We start from the raw sequence: 16,743 nt of genomic DNA, 5'->3' as shown, positions 1-16,743 counted from the left end.
CAGTCAGTCGTTGAGCAAGCGCCCGTGACGCAGCGCTTCGCGCCCCGCCACCTTGGCCAGCCAGAAACCGGGTTGGGCATAGCGCAGCCGTTCAATGGCAAACAGCACCCCGGACGTACCAGCACACACCGTGCTGACCCGATCGGACACAGGGTCGATCACTTGAAAAATCTCGTCGCCCGCCTCGACCCATTCGCCAGGCCTGCGGGAAAAACTCACCACACCGGGGTGCGGCGCAAACAACAATTCGGTGCCTTCGAAGGGCATGCCTTCGCACGCTTCGAAAGCCGGGTTTGGCCACTCGCCGGTGATCAGGCCTTGCTCGGCAAGGAACGCCAGAATGCCTTCAGCGTACGCCTCGGCTTCATCGCGGCCGGTGTCGGCCTGCCCGCCCAGCTCGATGGTGGTTGCCAGACACGCCAGCGGAATCTGCGCCTCGGGGAACTGCCGCGACAGGCGCAGCCACGGCAACGAGCAGGCTTCGTCAAACGAGCTGCCACCGGAATCTTCCGCGAGCAGACCAACCTTGACGTTCAGATGCGCCGACAGCGAACGCCACTGCGGCCAGTGCTGCGGCAGCGCATACATGTGCAGCGCGGCTTCGGCGTCGCAGTGCAGATCCAGCACGACGTCAGCGGTGCAGGCGTGGCTGAGCAAGACACGCTGCATGCCCTGCAACTGGCTGCTCGCTTCGGGCAGTGCGGCCAGGTGATCGGCCATTGCCTGACGGATCAGCCGCACGTTGGCGTGCGGATCATCACCGAGCTTGTCGCTCAGCGCCGCCGCGACCGGCGCGCTCAGTTCAACGAAATCACGGTTGAAATTCTTGCCGCTGCCCGCCTCGAAACGGCCCTGGAAATTGCCTTGCAGCAATTGCCCGAGACCGATCGGATTGGCCACCGGCACCAGCTCGATCACGCCGTTGAGCAAGCCTTGGGCTTCGAGTTCGCCGAGGCGCTTTTTCAGCTCCCAGGCGGTGCGCATGCCCGGCAGTTCATCAGCATGCAGGCTGGCCTGGATGTAGGCCTTGCGCTCGCCGCTGCCAAAACGGAAAACCGAAACCTTGCGCTCGCTGCCCAGATGGCTCCACGGCAATACGTGATCGATGCGTTGCATATCAGTGCTTCCGTGGCGCGAGGTAGCTCAGCCAGCGACGCTCGGCCAGTTTGAACAGCTTGACCAGAATGAAGGTCAGGCACAGGTAGAACACGCCGGCAGTGATGTACGCCTCGAACGGCAGATAGAACTGCGCGTTGACGGTGCGCGCCGCGCCAGTGATGTCGATCAGGGTCACGATCGACGCCAGACTGGTGGTCTGCAGCATCATGATCACTTCGTTGCTGTACTGCGGCAGCGCGCGGCGCAGGGCCGACGGCAGCAGGATGCGCTTGTACAGCTTGAAGCGCGACATGCCCATGGCCTTGGCCGCTTCGATCTCACCGTTCGGCGTGGCCTTGAGGCTGCCGGCAATGATTTCCGCGGTGTAGGCGCTGGTGTTGACCGCAAAGGCCAGGCAGGCGCAGAACGTTGCGCTGGACAGCCACGGCCACAAGAAGCTTTCGCGCACCGCTTCGAACTGGGCCAGACCGTAGTAGATCAGGAACAGTTGCACCAGCATCGGCGTGCCACGAATCACGTAGGTGTACAGCCACGCCGCGCCGTTGACGATAGGGTTTTTCGAGACGCGCATCAGCCCCAGCGGCAACGCCGCGAGCAGGCCGAAGAACAGCGACAGCGCGAGCAGTTTGAGGGTGGTCAGCAGGCCGCCGAAGTACAGCGGCAGTGCGTCCCAGATGACGTTGTAGTCGAAGATCATAGATCAGCCGCCCTTACGCCTACCGAGTAGCGCTTCTCAAGGTGACGCAATGCCAGCAACGAAACGCTGGTAATCACCAGGTACATCGCCGCCACTGCGAGGAAGAAGGTGAAAGGCTCACGCGTGGCATCCGCCGCCTGCTTGGCCTTGAACATCATGTCTTGCAGACCGACCACGGAAATCAGCGCGGTGGCCTTGGTCAGCACCAGCCAGTTGTTGGTAAAGCCCGGGATGGCCAGACGAATCATCTGCGGCACCATCACCCGGAAGAACACCTGAAAACTGCTCATGCCATAGGCCATGCCCGCTTCGGCCTGGCCTTTGGGGATCGCCATGAACGCGCCACGGAAAGTTTCCGACAGGTACGCACCGAAGATGAAACCGAGGGTGCCGATACCGGCGGCCAGCGGGTTCAGGTCGATGTAGTCGTCATAGCCAAGCATCGGCGCAACGCGGTTGAGCAGGTCCTGACCGCCGTAGAAGATCAGCAGGATCAGCACCAGGTCGGGAATCCCGCGGATCACCGTCGAATACAGGTCGCCCAGCCACGCCAGCCAGCGCACCGGCGACAGGCGCAACGCAACACCGATCAGCCCGAGAACGATGGCCAGAGCCATGGACGACAAGGCGAGCTGAAGCGTCAGCCATGCGCCATCGAGGATGACAGCCCCGTAGCCTTTCAACATGATTCAGGTCCTCGAAAGTTGGGATGAAAAAATGGCGCAAACCGCAGAGATTCTGTTGCTTGCGCCATTTCGGACTTGTCGCAGAGACGTCTTACTTGCCGTAGATGTCGAAGGCGAAGTACTTGTCCTGGATTGCTTTGTATTTGCCGTTTTCGCGGATGGCCGCGATGGCAGTGTTGATCTTGTCTTTCAGGGCGTCGCCCTTGCGCACCGCGATGCCTACGCCGTCGCCGAAGTATTTGACGTCGGTGAAGGCCGGACCAACGAACGCGAAGCCTTTGCCGGCGTCGGTTTTCAGGAAACCGTCGTCGAGCAGGGTGGCGTCAGCCACGGTACCGTCGAGGCGACCGGCAGCCACGTCGAGGTAGATTTCGTTCTGCGAGCCGTACGGCTTGATCTCGGCGCCCAGTGGCGCGAGAACTTCGCGGGCGAAACGCTCGTGGATCGAACCACGCTGTACGCCGATGTTCTTGCCCTTCAGCTCAGCCAGGTTTTCGCTGACCTGAGTGCCGGCCTTCATGACCAGACGTGCCGGGGTGTTGTAGTACTTGTTGGTAAAGTCGACCGACTTCTTGCGATCTTCGGTGATCGACATCGACGACAGGATCGCGTCGATCTTGCGCACTTTCAGTGCCGGGATCAGACCGTCGAACTCTTGCTCGACCCACACGCACTTGACCTTCATCTCTTCGCACAGCGCGTTGCCGATGTCGTAGTCGAAACCGACGATGCTGCCGTCCGGAGCTTTCGAGGCGAATGGAGGGTAAGCCGCTTCGATGCCGATCTTCACAGGTTTTTCGTCAGCGACGGCATTCAGCGACAGCACGGACAGTGCCAGGGCGCCAAGCAGCACAAGTTTCTTCATCTTGGGACTCCATCGGTAAAGGGCAAAAACGGCAGAGTGAGCGACAGCCCAATATGCGAATGGGTGAATCGGAAATCGGTTGCGCATCGGCGGAAATTTCCCGTTGAAACCGCAGGCGATTTCAACATCAGCCACGATGAGCGAGTGATCGGCATTCTAACGACAGGCCCGAAGCCGATATTTCTTCAATGCGACAACTAATTACAGATGCACCGAGAAAGCGGTTTGAGCTCATTGACAGCTCCGCAATTTCATGCAAGAGCGAAAGACAGTGAACCGATACATATTGCAAGTTGCGGGCCCATTATTCGCAAACCCTTCTAATCCGGCAAGCGCAGCGTTGTGCCTTATTTTTCAGCGGGGGTTTGGAGGCTCTAAAACGGGGCGTAGCGTTTCACTTCGCCCCGCTTTCGCGCGAACGGTTACACATTGGCTTGTGGCGGGTAACAGCGGGAAAGGTCTGACGGTGCAGATCGATAATTATTGGCTGGGTTGGTGCGGTTTCCTACAGATGGCTACAGCGGTGTCTGACAGATCGCCTTCGCGAGCAGGCTCGCTCCCACATTTGAAATGCGCCCACTTCCTTGTGGGAGCGAGCCTGCTCGCGAAGAGGCCAGCCCGGCCACCACAAAACCTCACAGCCATAAAAAAGCCCCGCCCGGCATCACCGGACAGGGCTCCTATGCTTCTAACGCTTAAGCAACATTCATGGTCTTGTGCGTATCAATCAAATGCTGCACCACGCCCGGATCCGCCAGGGTCGAGATATCGCCCAGCCCGTCGTATTCCGCCGTGGCAATCTTGCGCAGGATGCGGCGCATGATCTTGCCCGAACGGGTTTTCGGCAGCCCCGGTGCCCACTGGATCACGTCCGGCGAAGCAATCGGGCCGATCTCCTTGCGCACCCAGTTCTTCAGCTCCAGACGCAACTGCTCGGTCGGCTCCTCGCCGTTCTTCAAGGTCACGTAGACATAAATGCCCTGCCCCTTGATGTCATGCGGCACACCCACCACCGCCGCTTCAGCGACTTTCGGATGCGCAACCATCGCGCTCTCGATCTCGGCGGTGCCCATGCGGTGGCCGGACACGTTGAGCACGTCGTCCACGCGCCCGGTGATCCAGTAGTAACCGTCGGCGTCACGACGCGCGCCGTCACCGGTGAAGTACATGCCACGGAAAGTCTTGAAGTAGGTATCGACAAAGCGGTCGTGATCGCCATACAGCGTGCGCGCCTGGCCTGGCCACGAATCGAGAATCACCAGATTGCCTTCGGCCTCGCCCTCGATAATGTTGCCGAGGTTGTCGACCAGCGCCGGCACCACACCGAAGAACGGACGCGCCGCCGAACCTGGCTTGAGCGCATGAGCACCCGGCAGCGGGCTCATCATGTTGCCGCCGGTCTCGGTCTGCCACCAGGTATCGACGATCGGGCAACGGGACTTGCCGACATTCTTGTAGTACCAGTCCCAGGCTTCCGGATTGATCGGCTCACCCACCGAACCGAGCAGGCGCAAGCTGCTGCCATCGGCGCCTTCCACAGCGGCCTGACCCGAGGCCATCATCGCGCGGATCGCGGTCGGCGCGGTGTAGAGGATGTTGACCTTGTGCTTGTCGATGATCTTCGCCACCCGGGTGATGTCCGGGTAGTTCGGCACACCTTCGAACAGCACGGTGGTCGCGCCATTGGCCAGCGGGCCATAGACGATGTAACTGTGGCCGGTGACCCAGCCGACGTCGGCGGTGCACCAGTAGATTTCGCCCGGACGGTAGTCGAACACGCGCTCGTGGGTCATTGCCGCATACAGCAGATAACCGCCGGTGGTGTGCTGCACGCCCTTCGGCTTGCCGGTGGAGCCGGAGGTATAAAGGATGAACAGCGCTTCTTCGGCGCCCATCTCTTTCGGCGCGCAAACGGTGCCCGCGACTTTCATCAGGTCTTCGTACCAGATGTCGCGATGCTGGTTCCACTTGATGTCGCCACCGGTGCGCTTGCAGACGATGACTTTCTGGATGCTGCTGGTTTCGGGGTTGGTCAGCGCGTCGTCGACGTTGGCCTTGAGGGAAATCTTCTTGCCGGCGCGAATACCCTCGTCAGCGGTGATCACCACTTTCGATTTGCAGTCGATGATGCGACCGGCCAGCGCTTCCGGCGAGAAACCGCCGAACACGACCGAGTGAATCGCGCCGATCCGGGTGCAGGCCAGCATGGCGACCACGGCTTCGGGAATCATCGGCATGTAAATGGTCACCACGTCGCCACGGTGCACATCCTGACCACGCAGGGCGTTGGCCAGTTTGCACACTTGCTCGTGCAGTTCGCGGTAGGTGATGTTGCGGCTTTCGGAAGGATCGTCGCCTTCCCAGATGATCGCGACTTGATCGCCGCGCTCGGCCAGATGACGGTCGAGGCAGTTGTAGGAAACGTTCAGGGTGCCGTCGGCAAACCACTTGATGTCGACATGGTGATCGTCGAACGAGGTCTGTTTCACCGTGGTGAAGGGCTTGATCCAGTCAAGACGCTTGGCTTGCTCGCGCCAGAAGCCGTCCGGGTTGACGACCGACTGCTGGTACATGGCTTTGTAGGTCGCCTCGTCAGTCAGCGTGTTTGCCAGAACCTCGGGACGAACGGGATACAGAGAAGCCGCACTCATCTTTCCTACCTCGGTGTAATAGTTGTTTTTGTATGACCCCGTTGTAGCCGGGTGGGCTCCATAGAACCATTCGACGATGGTAGTAACAACCCTCCCCCCCCTGCACGCGCGCCCCTGTAGGAGCTGCCGAAGGCTGCGATCTTTTGATCTGCTTTTAAGATCAAAGTCAAAAGATCGCAGCCTTCGGCAGCTCCTACAGGGAATGGGGTGCTTGGGGGATTGTTACCAAATATGCCAAAAGTGTTTATCAAAACCCGGTCTGTTTACCCCGCGCCCGACTCCCTAAAATTGACCTCGCCAACAAGGCAACCGCGATTAACAACGTTACAGCCCCCACGAAGGCCGTTAATCCAGCTCTCCAAGTAACGCATCAAATACCCAAGCTCCACACGCAACCCTAAAAAGGTTGCGTGACCCCACTCGACCTCAAAAAGGTGAATTAGAAATGAAAGCTTTATTGGTTCTGGCCCTCAGCAGTCTGTGCGCAACCGCCATGGCAAACGAGGGTCCGACTGATGTCGCACAGCAACAACCGGTTATCGAGGAATACACTTACTCCACACACCTGGACATCGCCAAAGTTGTATCGATGAGCGAAATTCCAAATGTCTGCGAAGTAGTACCGGCAAAAATGGAATACGACGACTCCAAAGGCCAACGCCACATCCTGCGCTACAGCATCATGGGCAACGGCTGCACGAACTGAATCAGACTGCACCGAATCGGATCGCTCAACGCTACATTGAGGGTCGATTCCAGCCCGGCTTCGGTCGGGCTCAGTTGTGTCTGGAGACGCTCAGAAGGGTTGCAAAACACAAGATATAGTGAAAAACGCGCTTTTCTGGCTATTTTTTAAACAGAAAACCACCTGCCAAAAATTTAACGAAAAAAAATCTGCCGGCCTCGACTCCGCGCAAAGCCCTGTAATCCCTCGGTCGGATCGAAATCCACCCCCTCCTCGGCCTCGCCATGAGCCGATTCGCCGCACCACGCCGGTAAAAATTTCCCTATAATGCCGCCCCATACGGGTCAGCAATATTCCCTTACAGGGAGCAAAAGCCATTCTGAAGCCCCGCAACAGTGCCAGACGCTGATTGCGCCCATCAGAGGCTCTCGGAACCCGTCAAAATTTCTGTTTATTTGCCTGCGTGCAGCGCTGCAAAAAACGACATCCAACGCGGCTTGTTTGGCCGTGTGAAAAACCAACCCTTCAGGTTTCACACGGGCACAAGCCCTCACGCAGGAGACGACACGTCATGCTGAGCTGGGACGAATTCGATAAAGAAGACAGTGAAGTCGCAACCGTGAAAGGCGCCAACGCCGGCCACGCAAGCGAAGCCAACATGGACCGCCTCGACAACGCCGGCGGCGCCGCGGCGCTCGAAGCCCGCGCCGTGACCGCCGACGACTCGGCCGCCGTGGCCCGCGCCAAGGCTGCACTGAACTCCCTCGACGTCGCCGAAGGCCTCGCCGAACTCGAAGGCGCCTCCGCCCGTGTCGCCGTTGACGAAAAGCGCATGATCAACTGCCGCGCCGACCTCAACCAACTCGTGCCATTCAAGTACGACTGGGCCTGGCAGAAGTACCTGGACGGTTGCGCAAACCACTGGATGCCGCAAGAAGTCAACATGACCGCCGACATCGCCCTCTGGAAAAACCCGGAAGGCCTGACCGACGACGAGCGCCGCATCGTCATGCGCAACCTCGGCTTCTTCTCCACCGCCGACTCCCTGGTTGCCAACAACCTGGTCCTGGCCGTGTACCGCCTGATCACCAACCCGGAATGCCGCCAGTACATCCTGCGCCAGGCCTTCGAAGAAGCGATTCACACCCACGCCTACCAGTACTGCATCGAATCGCTGGCCATGGATGAAGGCGAAATCTTCAACATGTACCACGAGATCCCATCGGTCGCGAAAAAGGCAGCCTGGGGCCTGAAATACACTCGTTCGATCTCCGATCCGAAGTTCGAAACCGGCACCCCGGACACCGACAAAGAGTTGCTGCGCAACCTGATCGCCTACTACTGCGTTCTCGAAGGCATCTTCTTCTACTGCGGCTTCACCCAAATCCTCTCCATGGGCCGCCGCAACAAAATGACCGGCGTCGCCGAGCAGTTCCAATACATCCTGCGCGACGAATCCATGCACCTGAACTTCGGCATCGACGTGATCAACCAGATCAAAATCGAAAACCCACACCTGTGGGATGCCGAGATGAAGGAAGAAGCGACCCAGATGATTCTGCAGGGTACGCAGCTGGAGATCGAATACGCACGGGATACCATGCCTCGCGGGGTGTTGGGTATGAATGCGGCGATGATGGAGGATTATCTGAAGTTTATTGCTAACCGTCGGTTGTCGCAGATTGGTTTGAAAGAGGAATATCCAGGGACTACGAACCCGTTCCCTTGGATGAGCGAGATTATGGACTTGAAGAAAGAGAAGAATTTCTTTGAGACTCGCGTGATCGAATACCAAACTGGTGGTGCTCTGAGCTGGGACTAATAGCCTCGCTCCGTACGATTTGACGATTGCTGCCTGAGGCGGCGAGTCGAAAAAGCAAAAAGCCCCGATCTGATCGGGGCTTTTTTATGGGCGATCGGTGAGCCTTTTACGCCTACGTCACAGCGCTCAATCTCCTACAGCACTTACAGTCGCTTCCCATTGAAGCCTGCTGCAAGCACTACTAAGCTCTGTGGCAGGTGCCTAAGAAACGCCCAACGTAGAAAGCTTCGTCAGTGACACAGACGTGTAATTCGTCGGTGGCAACGGCTCTGCTCGTTGGGATTTCTTAAGTCCGCTCTACGTTGGGATCAGGCCCTCCCAAAATCCAAACGTAAAGGTCATAGATATGTCTGATCCATGCTCGGTAACCGTCTTCTCTCGCCACAATCTTTCTCTGCATGCTCTTCTATTAGAGAACCAGCCTTGGTTCTCCGCCCGCGATGTCGGCCGCTTGATGGGTTTCCATCTGAATGATCGGGTGGTCAACAAGCTAGATAACGATCAACGCCGCGTCATGCGGATCGAGTACTTTCGAGAACCAGAACAGCATCTGATGCTCAGTGAATCTGGGGTGTATGCGCTGTTGGTGTATCACTACGTTCCGGGAAATCGGTTGTTGCGTGAGTGGTTAACCAACGAGGTCGTGCCAACCTTGCGCGATGCGCAGGATTCGGGAAATTCAAATCGGCCAATGCTGAGCTTGTTGGATTGGCCGGAGATGTCTTTGAGTTTGTTGCATTGGCAGGATGAGGGCTGGATTCGGCTGCGGGATATGCCTTATCTGTTAAATGATCAGCCGCGACGACGAACGTTCGAAGCTAATCCTTGGTGGCGGCGGGTCGTAAATACGTTGCAGTTTTCCACACATTCGCTTAGGTCAAATCATCGAAAACCCAACGACCATTGAGAAGCCCTTTCAATTGCTCAACACTCAGTAATTGCTGAGGCTTTCTATGAACAATTGCATGGCAGTTTGCACAGAGAGGAATAAGGTCAGTCACCGGATCGACAACCTGTTCCTCTTCAAATTCGGAAATGGGTTTCACGTGATGTACATGAATAAAGCCCTTCGCGTGCGCTCCATACGCTTTTTCAAAGTCAAAATCACATGCTTTGCATAGAAGGCCATGAATAGCGATAGCCTGACGTCTAAGCTTGGGACAGCGCTCGTATCTCACACCGTAATAAGTAGATTTTCTACCTTCAGTACCAACGAGTACGGTTTCAAAATCCTCCATACCGTCAGCCTGGCTGAAGCCATCTGCCTGCGATGGCGTCAGCACAGCATTGGATGAGATTCGGTCGAACACGGCCTGATCAATGGACCGAACACCGTTACGCCAGTAATTGCTCTTTAGATTTGAGGGAATTTTCTCAAGGTACTCCCCCTCAAGCTTAATTGGGATTGCCAACTCAAACTGACGAAAATCCTCAATAGAGGCAAACAGGTCTCCTCGCTTACTGTTCTTGTCTGCATACACCCTTCCTATCCGGGCCAAGCCAAAATAATGAGGCGCAGAACTCAAACGTAACGCTGAGAAAGCCTTATTTTTCAATTTCCCTTTGTAGTAGATAACCTCTGTTCCCTGGATAAGGATTTCCTTGTACCGCCTCGGGAAGTGGTAGAGAACCCCAGTTTGATCGGCCCATTTTGACAAATCATTCTCGGCAATTACGGCTGGCATCCAGTCATCCTCTTATCAGAGGCTAGAGATTACCAAATCTAGAGAAAAGTCCTACACGACTTATGGAAGACTCTCACAACTGACTCAAACCAACGCTTCAGCCGTTCGGTGAGACAGGTGTTCCACCTCTCGCTCTTAAAATGCCTTGGCGGAGCCTAGAAAATGACCACATCACTGCACCAAAAAAGGAATTAGTAGGTGCACCACCACGCGCCTCCCGCTATTAATACCCCTCCCCCACTCAAGGATCCGAGCCCCACCATGAAATTCGATCTCGCCTACTGCCTCAGCCTCGACGACAAGTTGTCGATCTATGATGTTCGCGATCTCAATTTCGATGAGACGGTGGCGTTTGACTCTGCGAAGGAGCGCTTCCAGTGCCCCAACGATGCCTGTCGTTCGGCGTTCGGAGCTTCCAACGAGTTGGGTACGTTCAACGCCAAGAATGTGAATTACGTGCGCACGCCGCACTTCAAGAATCTGCCGACTACGCAGCATGTGGCGGGTTGTCCGTATGTGAGTTTGAAGGCGTCGGCGTCGGGTGTTGAGACGGCGGATGGCGAGGTGGATGACGGGCGTGAGGAGCATTTCCCATCCGAGTTATTGCTGACCCGGCGTGAGTATGTGCGTAAGCCTGTCGCGCCCGCGGGAGTGGCGGATGTGTTGCGCGATGATCCGGTGCGGGTGGCGGCGGACGCTGGTAAAGAGTCGGCGAGTCGTGAGTCGGCGCCGGACAAGACCAGTGTGTTTGCGCATCCGGTGGAGTGTTTCGTTTCCAACTTCGCCGACAAGGATTTGCTCAAGCGGATGCCGTTGAAGATTGGCGAGCATACGGCGCCGTACAGTTCGTTTTTCAAGAAGATCGAGTATCTGACAGACAACAAGGGGCTGATTTACTGGGGGCGGATCAAGAAGATCGAGGACTTCCACAGTGCCAGTTTTCGAATCGATTTCGAGGACAAGGTCTGGTTCAAGAAGCCGGAAGACAGCAAGAAGAAGCCGTATCCGGTCAGCGTTTATCTGAACAAGAAGCTGATCGACACCTACCGCAAGCGCAAGGCGTTTCTGGAGGAGATCAAGCACGCGGTGGATAGCGACAAGGCGTTGTTCTGTTTCTTTTATGGGGTGACGCCGGAGTTGAAGCAAGTGCCCGGCAAGAAGAACCCCGAAAAGCCGTTCGAGGTCTTCAATGCCAATATCGAGAACCTGGATCACTTCATTATTCGTGAAGCGCCAGGGTTGGAATGATGGCGGCGCGCTGAGACTCAATTCCTCGAACCCTGTCTCTCATACTCTTCCATAAAAGCCTTGCGCTCCATCTCGGCAATTTCCCGCGCGACTTGATGCCGACGCTCTTTCGCAGCATGCAGCTGGACATCATCGAGAAAGCAATAATGGCGCAGCCAGTGAAGCGTCATCTCCTCGTCCGGGAAGTAGTAGGACTTGGCTCCCTTGCTGTTTCTTGGCGTGTCGTTCATTTGTTCGTCGAAAACCATCGCCGTGACTTCATTGGGTGGCAAGCACCCTGTTCCAGCGACCTTGTTGCGGAAACACCAGGCAATTTCATCAATGTGTTTTTGCGCGCTGCGATGGCCACGCCGATAGAATCGCTGGTGCTCACAAGTCTGTAGCATCCGCGCCAACATCAACTCGGTGTCCAGCCATTGTCCGAGACCATGGTTCTGGGCATTGATCATCAGTCCATTCACCCAACGCTCGGTGAAGCGCACAACGAACCCGTGATCGTCGGCTTTTTTCACGTCAGCCAGGATCACGCAATAGCGGGTTTTGATGTGCAGGACCAACAACACATGTTTGCGCTGCACAGCGATCGCATGAACCAACCACTGTTCGTCCGCGCCGTTCAGCTCATCATCTTCAATAACCGATGAAGGCGGTTTGGTGTCCACCGGCGTGATCGTTTTGCCTTTATGGACTCGGCTGAAAAACTTGCTGGCGGCTTCGGTGCAATTGAAGATCAACATCCTGGTTCTCTGCTGGTGACTGGCGGGCGACGCCCAGTCGCCGATTCTGATTTCTTTCGCCCGTACCAATCAACGATTCATTTGAGCGAAATGCTCAGCAGCACGATGACGAGCAATCCAATATAGACCCAGGCATGCACTCCGTCCGGTATCCGCCCGATCCACCGCGCAGCCAATCTGATCCCCAGCAACGAACCAACCGTCAGCAGCGCAAACGCCAACACATCGACATATCCGACATACCAGACGCCCAGATCAGACTCGGTGAAGCCGGCCAGCGCCATGTACGTAAACGTCCCGGCCAATGCTACCGGCACGCTGAGCGGATTGGCCATGGACGTCGCTTCCGACATGCTCAGGCCGCAGCGGCGCAGCAGCGGCACGGTCATGACGCTTCCTCCTACGCCGAGGAAGGTCGCGATGGCGCCGATGCCTACACCGCCGGCGGATGTTTCCGTCGAGGTCAGTCGCCGTGGGATTGTCGTTTGGGACTGTGTGAGAAATCCCCGGCGCAGCAGGCAATCGACGATGGTCAGGCCCAGATAGGCGATGAAGGCGTAGCGGATCACTTCGCCGCTGACCCACATCGCGGCGATTGCGCCGACGACCGCGCCCAGGCCGATAAACCCGCCCAATGGCCAAAGGTAATCCCGAATGAGATTGCCCGCGCGCTGGTGTTTGCGTGTGGCGATCAGGGCGTTGACGATCATTACGCAGGTCGAGGTGGCCACGGCGATGTGCATGGCCGATTGCGCGATGGGATCGTCGGCTGCGTGACTGGCGGTGAGCATGCGATAGAGCAGCGGCACGATGACGAAGCCGCCACCAAAACCGAAGAGCACGGCGCTGATGCCGGTGAGGCAGCCGAACAGTGTCAGCAGGAGGTAGAACATGGTGGACGTCCAGTATTGGAAAAGCCCTCGACACTAGAGCCACATGCACTGGCCGGCTTCAGTAGTTCAGCCAATAATGTTCGCGTTTACGCCAATCGTCGGAACCACGCCTGATGCGCAATATTTCGATCAATCAGCTCGATGACACGCCTCGCACGGTAGTGGCCATCGGTACCGATTATTCCCACGGCCACCTACTCCCGTTTCATACGCATAGACGCGCGCAATTGCTTTACGGCGCCACCGGTGTGATGCAGGTCAGCACTCAAAATGGCAACTGGGTGGTGCCGCCGCAACGCGCGGTGTGGATTCCGCCGGGTGTGGCCCACGAGGTGTTGATGCTCGGAGTGAGCACGCGCAGCGTGTATATCGAACCGGGCAATGTGGATCTGGGGTCGGATTGCCAAGTGCTGAATGTCACGCCGCTACTGCGGCAATTACTGATGGAAGCAGTGGACGTGCCGCTGACGTACGACGAGTCTGGACGTGATGGCGTGCTGATCAATTTGCTGTTGCATGAACTGACACGCAGTGCGCCTCTTCCCCTACACATTCCTATGCCTGCCGAAGGAAAGCTCCTCAGTCTGTGTCAGACCTTTCTGAACATGCCCAATCCCCATCAATCCCCGCAGCATTGGGCAGACCAGTTACACATAAGCTTGCGTACCTTTAACAGATTGTTTCGGCAGCAGACCGGGCACAGCTTCCGCCAATGGCGACAGCAAGCCTGCGTGGTGCAGGCACTGGCACGGTTGGCGGCGGGGGAAGCGGTGACGCGGATTGCTCTGGATTTCGGCTACGAGAGCCCGGCGGCATTTTCGACGATGTTTAGGCGCGTGCTCGGACAGGCACCGTCCGTCTGGTTGGAGCCTGGAAACTAGGCAAATTCGAAAATTGCGTTTGATCCCAGCCGAAAACAACTGTACAAAAACACAGTACATTTTCAATCAGCACTTTTGAGCCCGGAGCACACCATGGCCTCTCTTGCGATGAACCACGTCCTCGAACGCATTGCCCTTTTCCAGTTCACTCCGACCCACTGCGTCCAGGCCCGCGCCATGCTGGGCTGGAGCGTTGAACAACTGTCGCGCGAGGCCGAAGTGGCGGTGGCAGATATTCAGCGGTTCGAAGCGCAGCAGGACGTGGCGGATGCCGCGAGACTGGCACTGGCTTATCGGTTTGAGGCGCAGGGGTTGGTGTTCTTTCCGGGGTTTGCACCGGGGCGCAGTGTCAGGGCGCAGGGTATGTCGGGGGAATCGGTGGGGCGTGGGGATTTTGCGATGGCTGAGTAAGGAGCGCTAAGGATGGATATCGAAAAAAGCACGGGCAACGTCTACGCAGATTTGGGACTGCAGGATGCCGATGAAATGCTGATCAAATCGGAATATGCGACAAAAATATCCGTGTTGATCAAGACTGCCAACCTGAACGAATCTGAAGCGGCACAAATAATTGGCATCGCCTTGGAAGCACTCCGTCAGATACTTAGTGGGAAGTTCAGGGATTTGTCTGTCGCTACGATGGCGGATTACCACCGCCGAATAATGGAGAGCGATATCTGATTCATCCGGTTCACCCCGAAGCGAACCGGAAGAAATCGTCAGGCGTTCTGCACCACCGCTTCCCCCTCCTCCTCCACCGCCATCCACCAAGCGCTCCCCCGTTCGGGTTGCGCAATGTTGAACGCTTCGCCCATTCGCGGTGTGGTAATGGCAATACTGCGTTCCCATGCGAGGGCGAGGATGCGGTCGAAGGGTTCGTGCCAGGCGTGCATGGCCAGGTCGAAGGTGCCGTTGTGGATCGGGAAGAGCCAACGGCCCTTGAGGTCGATGTGGGCTTGCAGGGTTTCTTCCGGTTGCATGTGCACGTGGGGCCATTCGACGTTGTAGGCGCCGGTTTCCATCAGGGTCAGATCGAACGGCCCGAACTGTTCGCCGATGCGTTTGAAGCCGTCGAAGTAACCGCTGTCGCCACTGAAGAAGATGCGTGTGTCGCCATCGATCATCACCCATGACGCCCACAGCGTGCTGTTGCCGTCGAACAGGCCGCGGCCCGAGAAGTGCTGCGACGGTGTGGCGATGAAGCGGATGCCGGCGATTTCGGTGCCCTGCCACCAATCGTACTGGCGCACTTTGCTGGCATCGATGCCCCATTTGATCAGGGTGTCGCCCACGCCCAGCGGAGTCAGGAAGTACGTGGTTTTGGCGGCGAGTTTGAGTACCGCTTCGTAGTCGAGATGGTCGTAATGATTGTGCGAGAGGACCACTGCCTCGATCGGCGGCAGTTGGTCAATGCTGATCGGTGGCTGATGAAAGCGTTTCGGCCCCGCCCATTGCACTGGCGAGGCGCGCTCGGCGAAGACCGGGTCGGTGATCCAGAACTTGTTGCGCATCTTCAGCAACAGGGTTGAATGCCCGAGGCGATAGACGCTGTGGTTGGGAGCGGCGAGCAGATCTTCGCGCGTCAGCGGCTGCACGGGAATGGCGGCGGTTGGACGGGTGTTGCGCGGTTTGTGGAAAATCATGTTCCACATGATTCGCAGCATTTTGCGCAGGCCTTCGCGTTGCACCGGCGCGTGATTGCGAAACAGCCCTTGATCCTGTCGAGAGGCTTCAGGCGTGGGAGTGTTATCCGGGAGAGAAACTGGATTGGCCATGACTGAACGACTCCGAAACCGTGTGATGCACGGTATTGCGCGGGAAATGAAAAAGGCCAGGCTGCACGCAAAGGCCAAACGCTCTGGTTTGTAAGGTGCGAGGATTAACGCAACATTACACTGAGCGGTGTAGTTTCTAGGTTGCATCAAAGCTGACGCCAAGTAAACTGCCGAGTGTAATTTCCTCCCTTCTCTGCCGAAGCCCGCTCATGACCGTTCCACGACGCCTCACCGACCGCAAACGCGAAGCCATCATCCAGGCGGCGATCGCCGAATTCCGTGCCCACGGGTTCGAAATCACCAGCATGGACAAGATCGCCGCCACCGCCGGCGTGTCGAAGCGTACGGTGTACAACCACTTCCCCAGCAAGGAGGAGCTGTTTGCCGAAATCCTCAATCAATTGTGGGCGCGGATCATTGCCGAGCCATCGGTGAGCTATACCCGCGATCAACCGCTGAGCGAGCAATTGCGGCAAATGTTGCGGGAGAAAGTGCAAATGATGGCTGACGAGAATTTCCTCACCCTCGCGCGGGTCGCAATCACCGCAACCATTCATTCCCCCGAGCGGGCGCAGAACATGATCGAGCGCATGGGCGAGCGCGAGGAAGGTCTGACTGTCTGGATACGCGCGGCACAAGCCGACGGCCGGCTCAAACCGGTGGATCCCGAGTTTGCTGCGCATCAAGTGCAAGGTTTGCTCAAGGCTTTCGCCTTCTGGCCACAGATCTCGCTCGGCCGCGCGGCCCTTGATCCAGACGCGCAGAACACGGTGGCGGAGTCGGCCCTGGAAATGTTTCTGGCGCGGTACCAGCGCTGACTCAGAGCGTGTGCCGAAGCGTGTACAACTAATCTCACGAAAAGTTATACAAACTTGCTAAAAATTCCTTCCTTGTACAACTTTATGAAGTTTTGTATAAGTAGCCATCTGCCAGTAACGGAACGCTGGCATTGAGCAGTCACCGCCGAATGCCGCCTGTGCATTTCGGTCTGCCGGCGCA

At 57.2% G+C, this 16,743-nt stretch carries 17 protein-coding genes; 8 read left to right on the top strand and 9 right to left on the bottom strand.

From position 1 onward, the window contains the following. Positions 1–3 precede the first annotated feature (3 nt). The 5 genes from AC0Z4S_RS14785 to acs all read right to left on the bottom strand — a co-directional run bounded on the left by AC0Z4S_RS14785 (position 4) and on the right by acs (position 6,018). Positions 4–1,116, bottom strand: a complete 1,113-nt coding sequence (locus AC0Z4S_RS14785) for a succinylglutamate desuccinylase/aspartoacylase family protein (protein WP_485623558.1) — start codon at positions 1,114–1,116, stop codon at positions 4–6. Between the two features lies 1 nt (position 1,117). Next, entirely contained in the window at positions 1,118–1,816 is a 699-nt protein-coding gene (locus AC0Z4S_RS14780; protein ID WP_253504581.1) for an ABC transporter permease, read from the bottom strand. Next, on the bottom strand, positions 1,813–2,502 hold the full coding sequence (locus AC0Z4S_RS14775) for an ABC transporter permease (RefSeq protein WP_016773583.1): 690 nt from the start codon (positions 2,500–2,502) through the stop codon (positions 1,813–1,815). Before AC0Z4S_RS14775 ends, AC0Z4S_RS14780 begins: the two co-directional genes overlap by 4 nt. Before the next feature lie 91 nt (positions 2,503–2,593). Next, complete coding sequence (locus AC0Z4S_RS14770) at positions 2,594–3,367, bottom strand: ABC transporter substrate-binding protein (RefSeq protein ID WP_039757969.1); 774 nt, start codon at positions 3,365–3,367, stop codon at positions 2,594–2,596. A 695-nt stretch (positions 3,368–4,062) separates the two neighbouring features. Further along, entirely contained in the window at positions 4,063–6,018 is a 1,956-nt protein-coding gene (gene acs / locus AC0Z4S_RS14765; protein WP_056788049.1) for an acetate--CoA ligase, read from the bottom strand. Between the two features lie 445 nt (positions 6,019–6,463). On the opposite strand from acs, the gene AC0Z4S_RS14760 reads away from it, so the two are divergent. The 3 genes from AC0Z4S_RS14760 to AC0Z4S_RS14750 all read left to right on the top strand — a co-directional run bounded on the left by AC0Z4S_RS14760 (position 6,464) and on the right by AC0Z4S_RS14750 (position 9,432). Beyond that, on the top strand, positions 6,464–6,724 hold the full coding sequence (locus AC0Z4S_RS14760; RefSeq protein ID WP_042607210.1) for a DUF2790 domain-containing protein: 261 nt from the start codon (positions 6,464–6,466) through the stop codon (positions 6,722–6,724). Positions 6,725–7,274: 550 nt separating this feature from the next. Next, positions 7,275–8,525 carry a ribonucleotide-diphosphate reductase subunit beta gene (locus AC0Z4S_RS14755; RefSeq protein ID WP_039757978.1) on the top strand — a complete coding sequence of 417 codons (1,251 nt, stop codon included), beginning with the start codon at positions 7,275–7,277 and terminating at the stop codon, positions 8,523–8,525. Positions 8,526–8,871: 346 nt separating this feature from the next. Next, positions 8,872–9,432 (top strand): BRO-N domain-containing protein, encoded by a 561-nt coding sequence (locus tag AC0Z4S_RS14750; RefSeq protein WP_485623554.1) that lies wholly within the window; start codon positions 8,872–8,874, stop codon positions 9,430–9,432. Here the strand turns inward: AC0Z4S_RS14750 and AC0Z4S_RS14745 are convergent. Continuing rightward, positions 9,398–10,210: an HNH endonuclease gene (locus tag AC0Z4S_RS14745; protein WP_485623552.1), complete on the bottom strand. Its 813-nt coding sequence runs from the start codon at positions 10,208–10,210 to the stop codon at positions 9,398–9,400. The two genes, AC0Z4S_RS14750 and AC0Z4S_RS14745, sit on opposite strands and share 35 nt — an antisense overlap. Positions 10,211–10,471: 261 nt before the next feature. On the opposite strand from AC0Z4S_RS14745, the gene AC0Z4S_RS14740 reads away from it, so the two are divergent. Continuing rightward, positions 10,472–11,458 (top strand): hypothetical protein, encoded by a 987-nt coding sequence (locus tag AC0Z4S_RS14740; protein ID WP_485623591.1) that lies wholly within the window; start codon positions 10,472–10,474, stop codon positions 11,456–11,458. A 17-nt stretch (positions 11,459–11,475) separates the two neighbouring features. On the opposite strand, the gene AC0Z4S_RS14735 is transcribed toward AC0Z4S_RS14740, so the two are convergent. Together AC0Z4S_RS14735 and AC0Z4S_RS14730 are read right to left on the bottom strand one after the other, a co-directional pair. Further along, positions 11,476–12,195, bottom strand: a complete 720-nt coding sequence (locus AC0Z4S_RS14735; protein ID WP_485623550.1) for a DUF6933 domain-containing protein — start codon at positions 12,193–12,195, stop codon at positions 11,476–11,478. Positions 12,196–12,272: 77 nt separating this feature from the next. Further along, positions 12,273–13,088, bottom strand: a complete 816-nt coding sequence (locus tag AC0Z4S_RS14730) for a sulfite exporter TauE/SafE family protein (RefSeq protein ID WP_485623548.1) — start codon at positions 13,086–13,088, stop codon at positions 12,273–12,275. Positions 13,089–13,201: 113 nt separating this feature from the next. Here AC0Z4S_RS14730 and AC0Z4S_RS14725 point away from each other — a divergent pair, with 113 nt between their 5' ends. The 3 genes from AC0Z4S_RS14725 (at position 13,202) to AC0Z4S_RS14715 (ending at position 14,650) form a co-directional block, all read left to right on the top strand. Then, positions 13,202–13,969, top strand: coding sequence for an AraC family transcriptional regulator (locus tag AC0Z4S_RS14725; RefSeq protein ID WP_485623546.1), 768 nt, complete (start codon positions 13,202–13,204; stop codon positions 13,967–13,969). A 93-nt stretch (positions 13,970–14,062) separates the two neighbouring features. Continuing rightward, positions 14,063–14,380 carry a helix-turn-helix domain-containing protein gene (locus AC0Z4S_RS14720; protein WP_024014027.1) on the top strand — a complete coding sequence of 106 codons (318 nt, stop codon included), beginning with the start codon at positions 14,063–14,065 and terminating at the stop codon, positions 14,378–14,380. 12 nt (positions 14,381–14,392) lie between these two features. Continuing rightward, complete coding sequence (locus AC0Z4S_RS14715; RefSeq protein WP_485623544.1) at positions 14,393–14,650, top strand: XRE family transcriptional regulator; 258 nt, start codon at positions 14,393–14,395, stop codon at positions 14,648–14,650. A gap of 38 nt (positions 14,651–14,688) precedes the next feature. Here the strand turns inward: AC0Z4S_RS14715 and AC0Z4S_RS14710 are convergent, their stop codons facing one another. After that, positions 14,689–15,744: an MBL fold metallo-hydrolase gene (locus AC0Z4S_RS14710; RefSeq protein ID WP_485623542.1), complete on the bottom strand. Its 1,056-nt coding sequence runs from the start codon at positions 15,742–15,744 to the stop codon at positions 14,689–14,691. Positions 15,745–15,953: 209 nt separating this feature from the next. On the opposite strand from AC0Z4S_RS14710, the gene AC0Z4S_RS14705 reads away from it, so the two are divergent. Next, the gene (locus AC0Z4S_RS14705; protein ID WP_485623540.1) at positions 15,954–16,562 is read left to right on the top strand and encodes a TetR/AcrR family transcriptional regulator; all 609 of its coding nucleotides are present in this window, start codon (positions 15,954–15,956) and stop codon (positions 16,560–16,562) included. Positions 16,563–16,743: the final 181 nt, after the last annotated feature.

The sequence above is a fragment of the Pseudomonas sp. 1L-B-1-E-C1 genome (assembly GCF_057291835.1).
This window is presented reverse-complemented; position numbering and strand designations above follow the sequence as displayed.

Bases quoted from the DNA above. Each gene is read 5' to 3' on its own strand.
- AC0Z4S_RS14780 (WP_253504581.1), bottom strand. From the start codon at position 1,816: ATGATCTTCGACTACAACGTCATCTGGGACGCACTGCCGCTGTACTTC.
- AC0Z4S_RS14715 (WP_485623544.1), top strand. From the start codon at position 14,393: ATGGATATCGAAAAAAGCACGGGCAACGTCTACGCAGATTTGGGACTG.
- AC0Z4S_RS14760 (WP_042607210.1), top strand. From the start codon at position 6,464: ATGAAAGCTTTATTGGTTCTGGCCCTCAGCAGTCTGTGCGCAACCGCC.
- AC0Z4S_RS14705 (WP_485623540.1), top strand. From the start codon at position 15,954: ATGACCGTTCCACGACGCCTCACCGACCGCAAACGCGAAGCCATCATC.
- AC0Z4S_RS14720 (WP_024014027.1), top strand. From the start codon at position 14,063: ATGGCCTCTCTTGCGATGAACCACGTCCTCGAACGCATTGCCCTTTTC.
- AC0Z4S_RS14785 (WP_485623558.1), bottom strand. From the start codon at position 1,116: ATGCAACGCATCGATCACGTATTGCCGTGGAGCCATCTGGGCAGCGAG.
- AC0Z4S_RS14710 (WP_485623542.1), bottom strand. From the start codon at position 15,744: ATGGCCAATCCAGTTTCTCTCCCGGATAACACTCCCACGCCTGAAGCC.
- AC0Z4S_RS14775 (WP_016773583.1), bottom strand. From the start codon at position 2,502: ATGTTGAAAGGCTACGGGGCTGTCATCCTCGATGGCGCATGGCTGACG.
- AC0Z4S_RS14770 (WP_039757969.1), bottom strand. From the start codon at position 3,367: ATGAAGAAACTTGTGCTGCTTGGCGCCCTGGCACTGTCCGTGCTGTCG.
- AC0Z4S_RS14740 (WP_485623591.1), top strand. From the start codon at position 10,472: ATGAAATTCGATCTCGCCTACTGCCTCAGCCTCGACGACAAGTTGTCG.
- AC0Z4S_RS14745 (WP_485623552.1), bottom strand. From the start codon at position 10,210: ATGCCAGCCGTAATTGCCGAGAATGATTTGTCAAAATGGGCCGATCAA.
- AC0Z4S_RS14755 (WP_039757978.1), top strand. From the start codon at position 7,275: ATGCTGAGCTGGGACGAATTCGATAAAGAAGACAGTGAAGTCGCAACC.
- AC0Z4S_RS14750 (WP_485623554.1), top strand. From the start codon at position 8,872: ATGTCTGATCCATGCTCGGTAACCGTCTTCTCTCGCCACAATCTTTCT.
- AC0Z4S_RS14725 (WP_485623546.1), top strand. From the start codon at position 13,202: ATGCGCAATATTTCGATCAATCAGCTCGATGACACGCCTCGCACGGTA.
- acs (WP_056788049.1), bottom strand. From the start codon at position 6,018: ATGAGTGCGGCTTCTCTGTATCCCGTTCGTCCCGAGGTTCTGGCAAAC.
- AC0Z4S_RS14730 (WP_485623548.1), bottom strand. From the start codon at position 13,088: ATGTTCTACCTCCTGCTGACACTGTTCGGCTGCCTCACCGGCATCAGC.
- AC0Z4S_RS14735 (WP_485623550.1), bottom strand. From the start codon at position 12,195: ATGTTGATCTTCAATTGCACCGAAGCCGCCAGCAAGTTTTTCAGCCGA.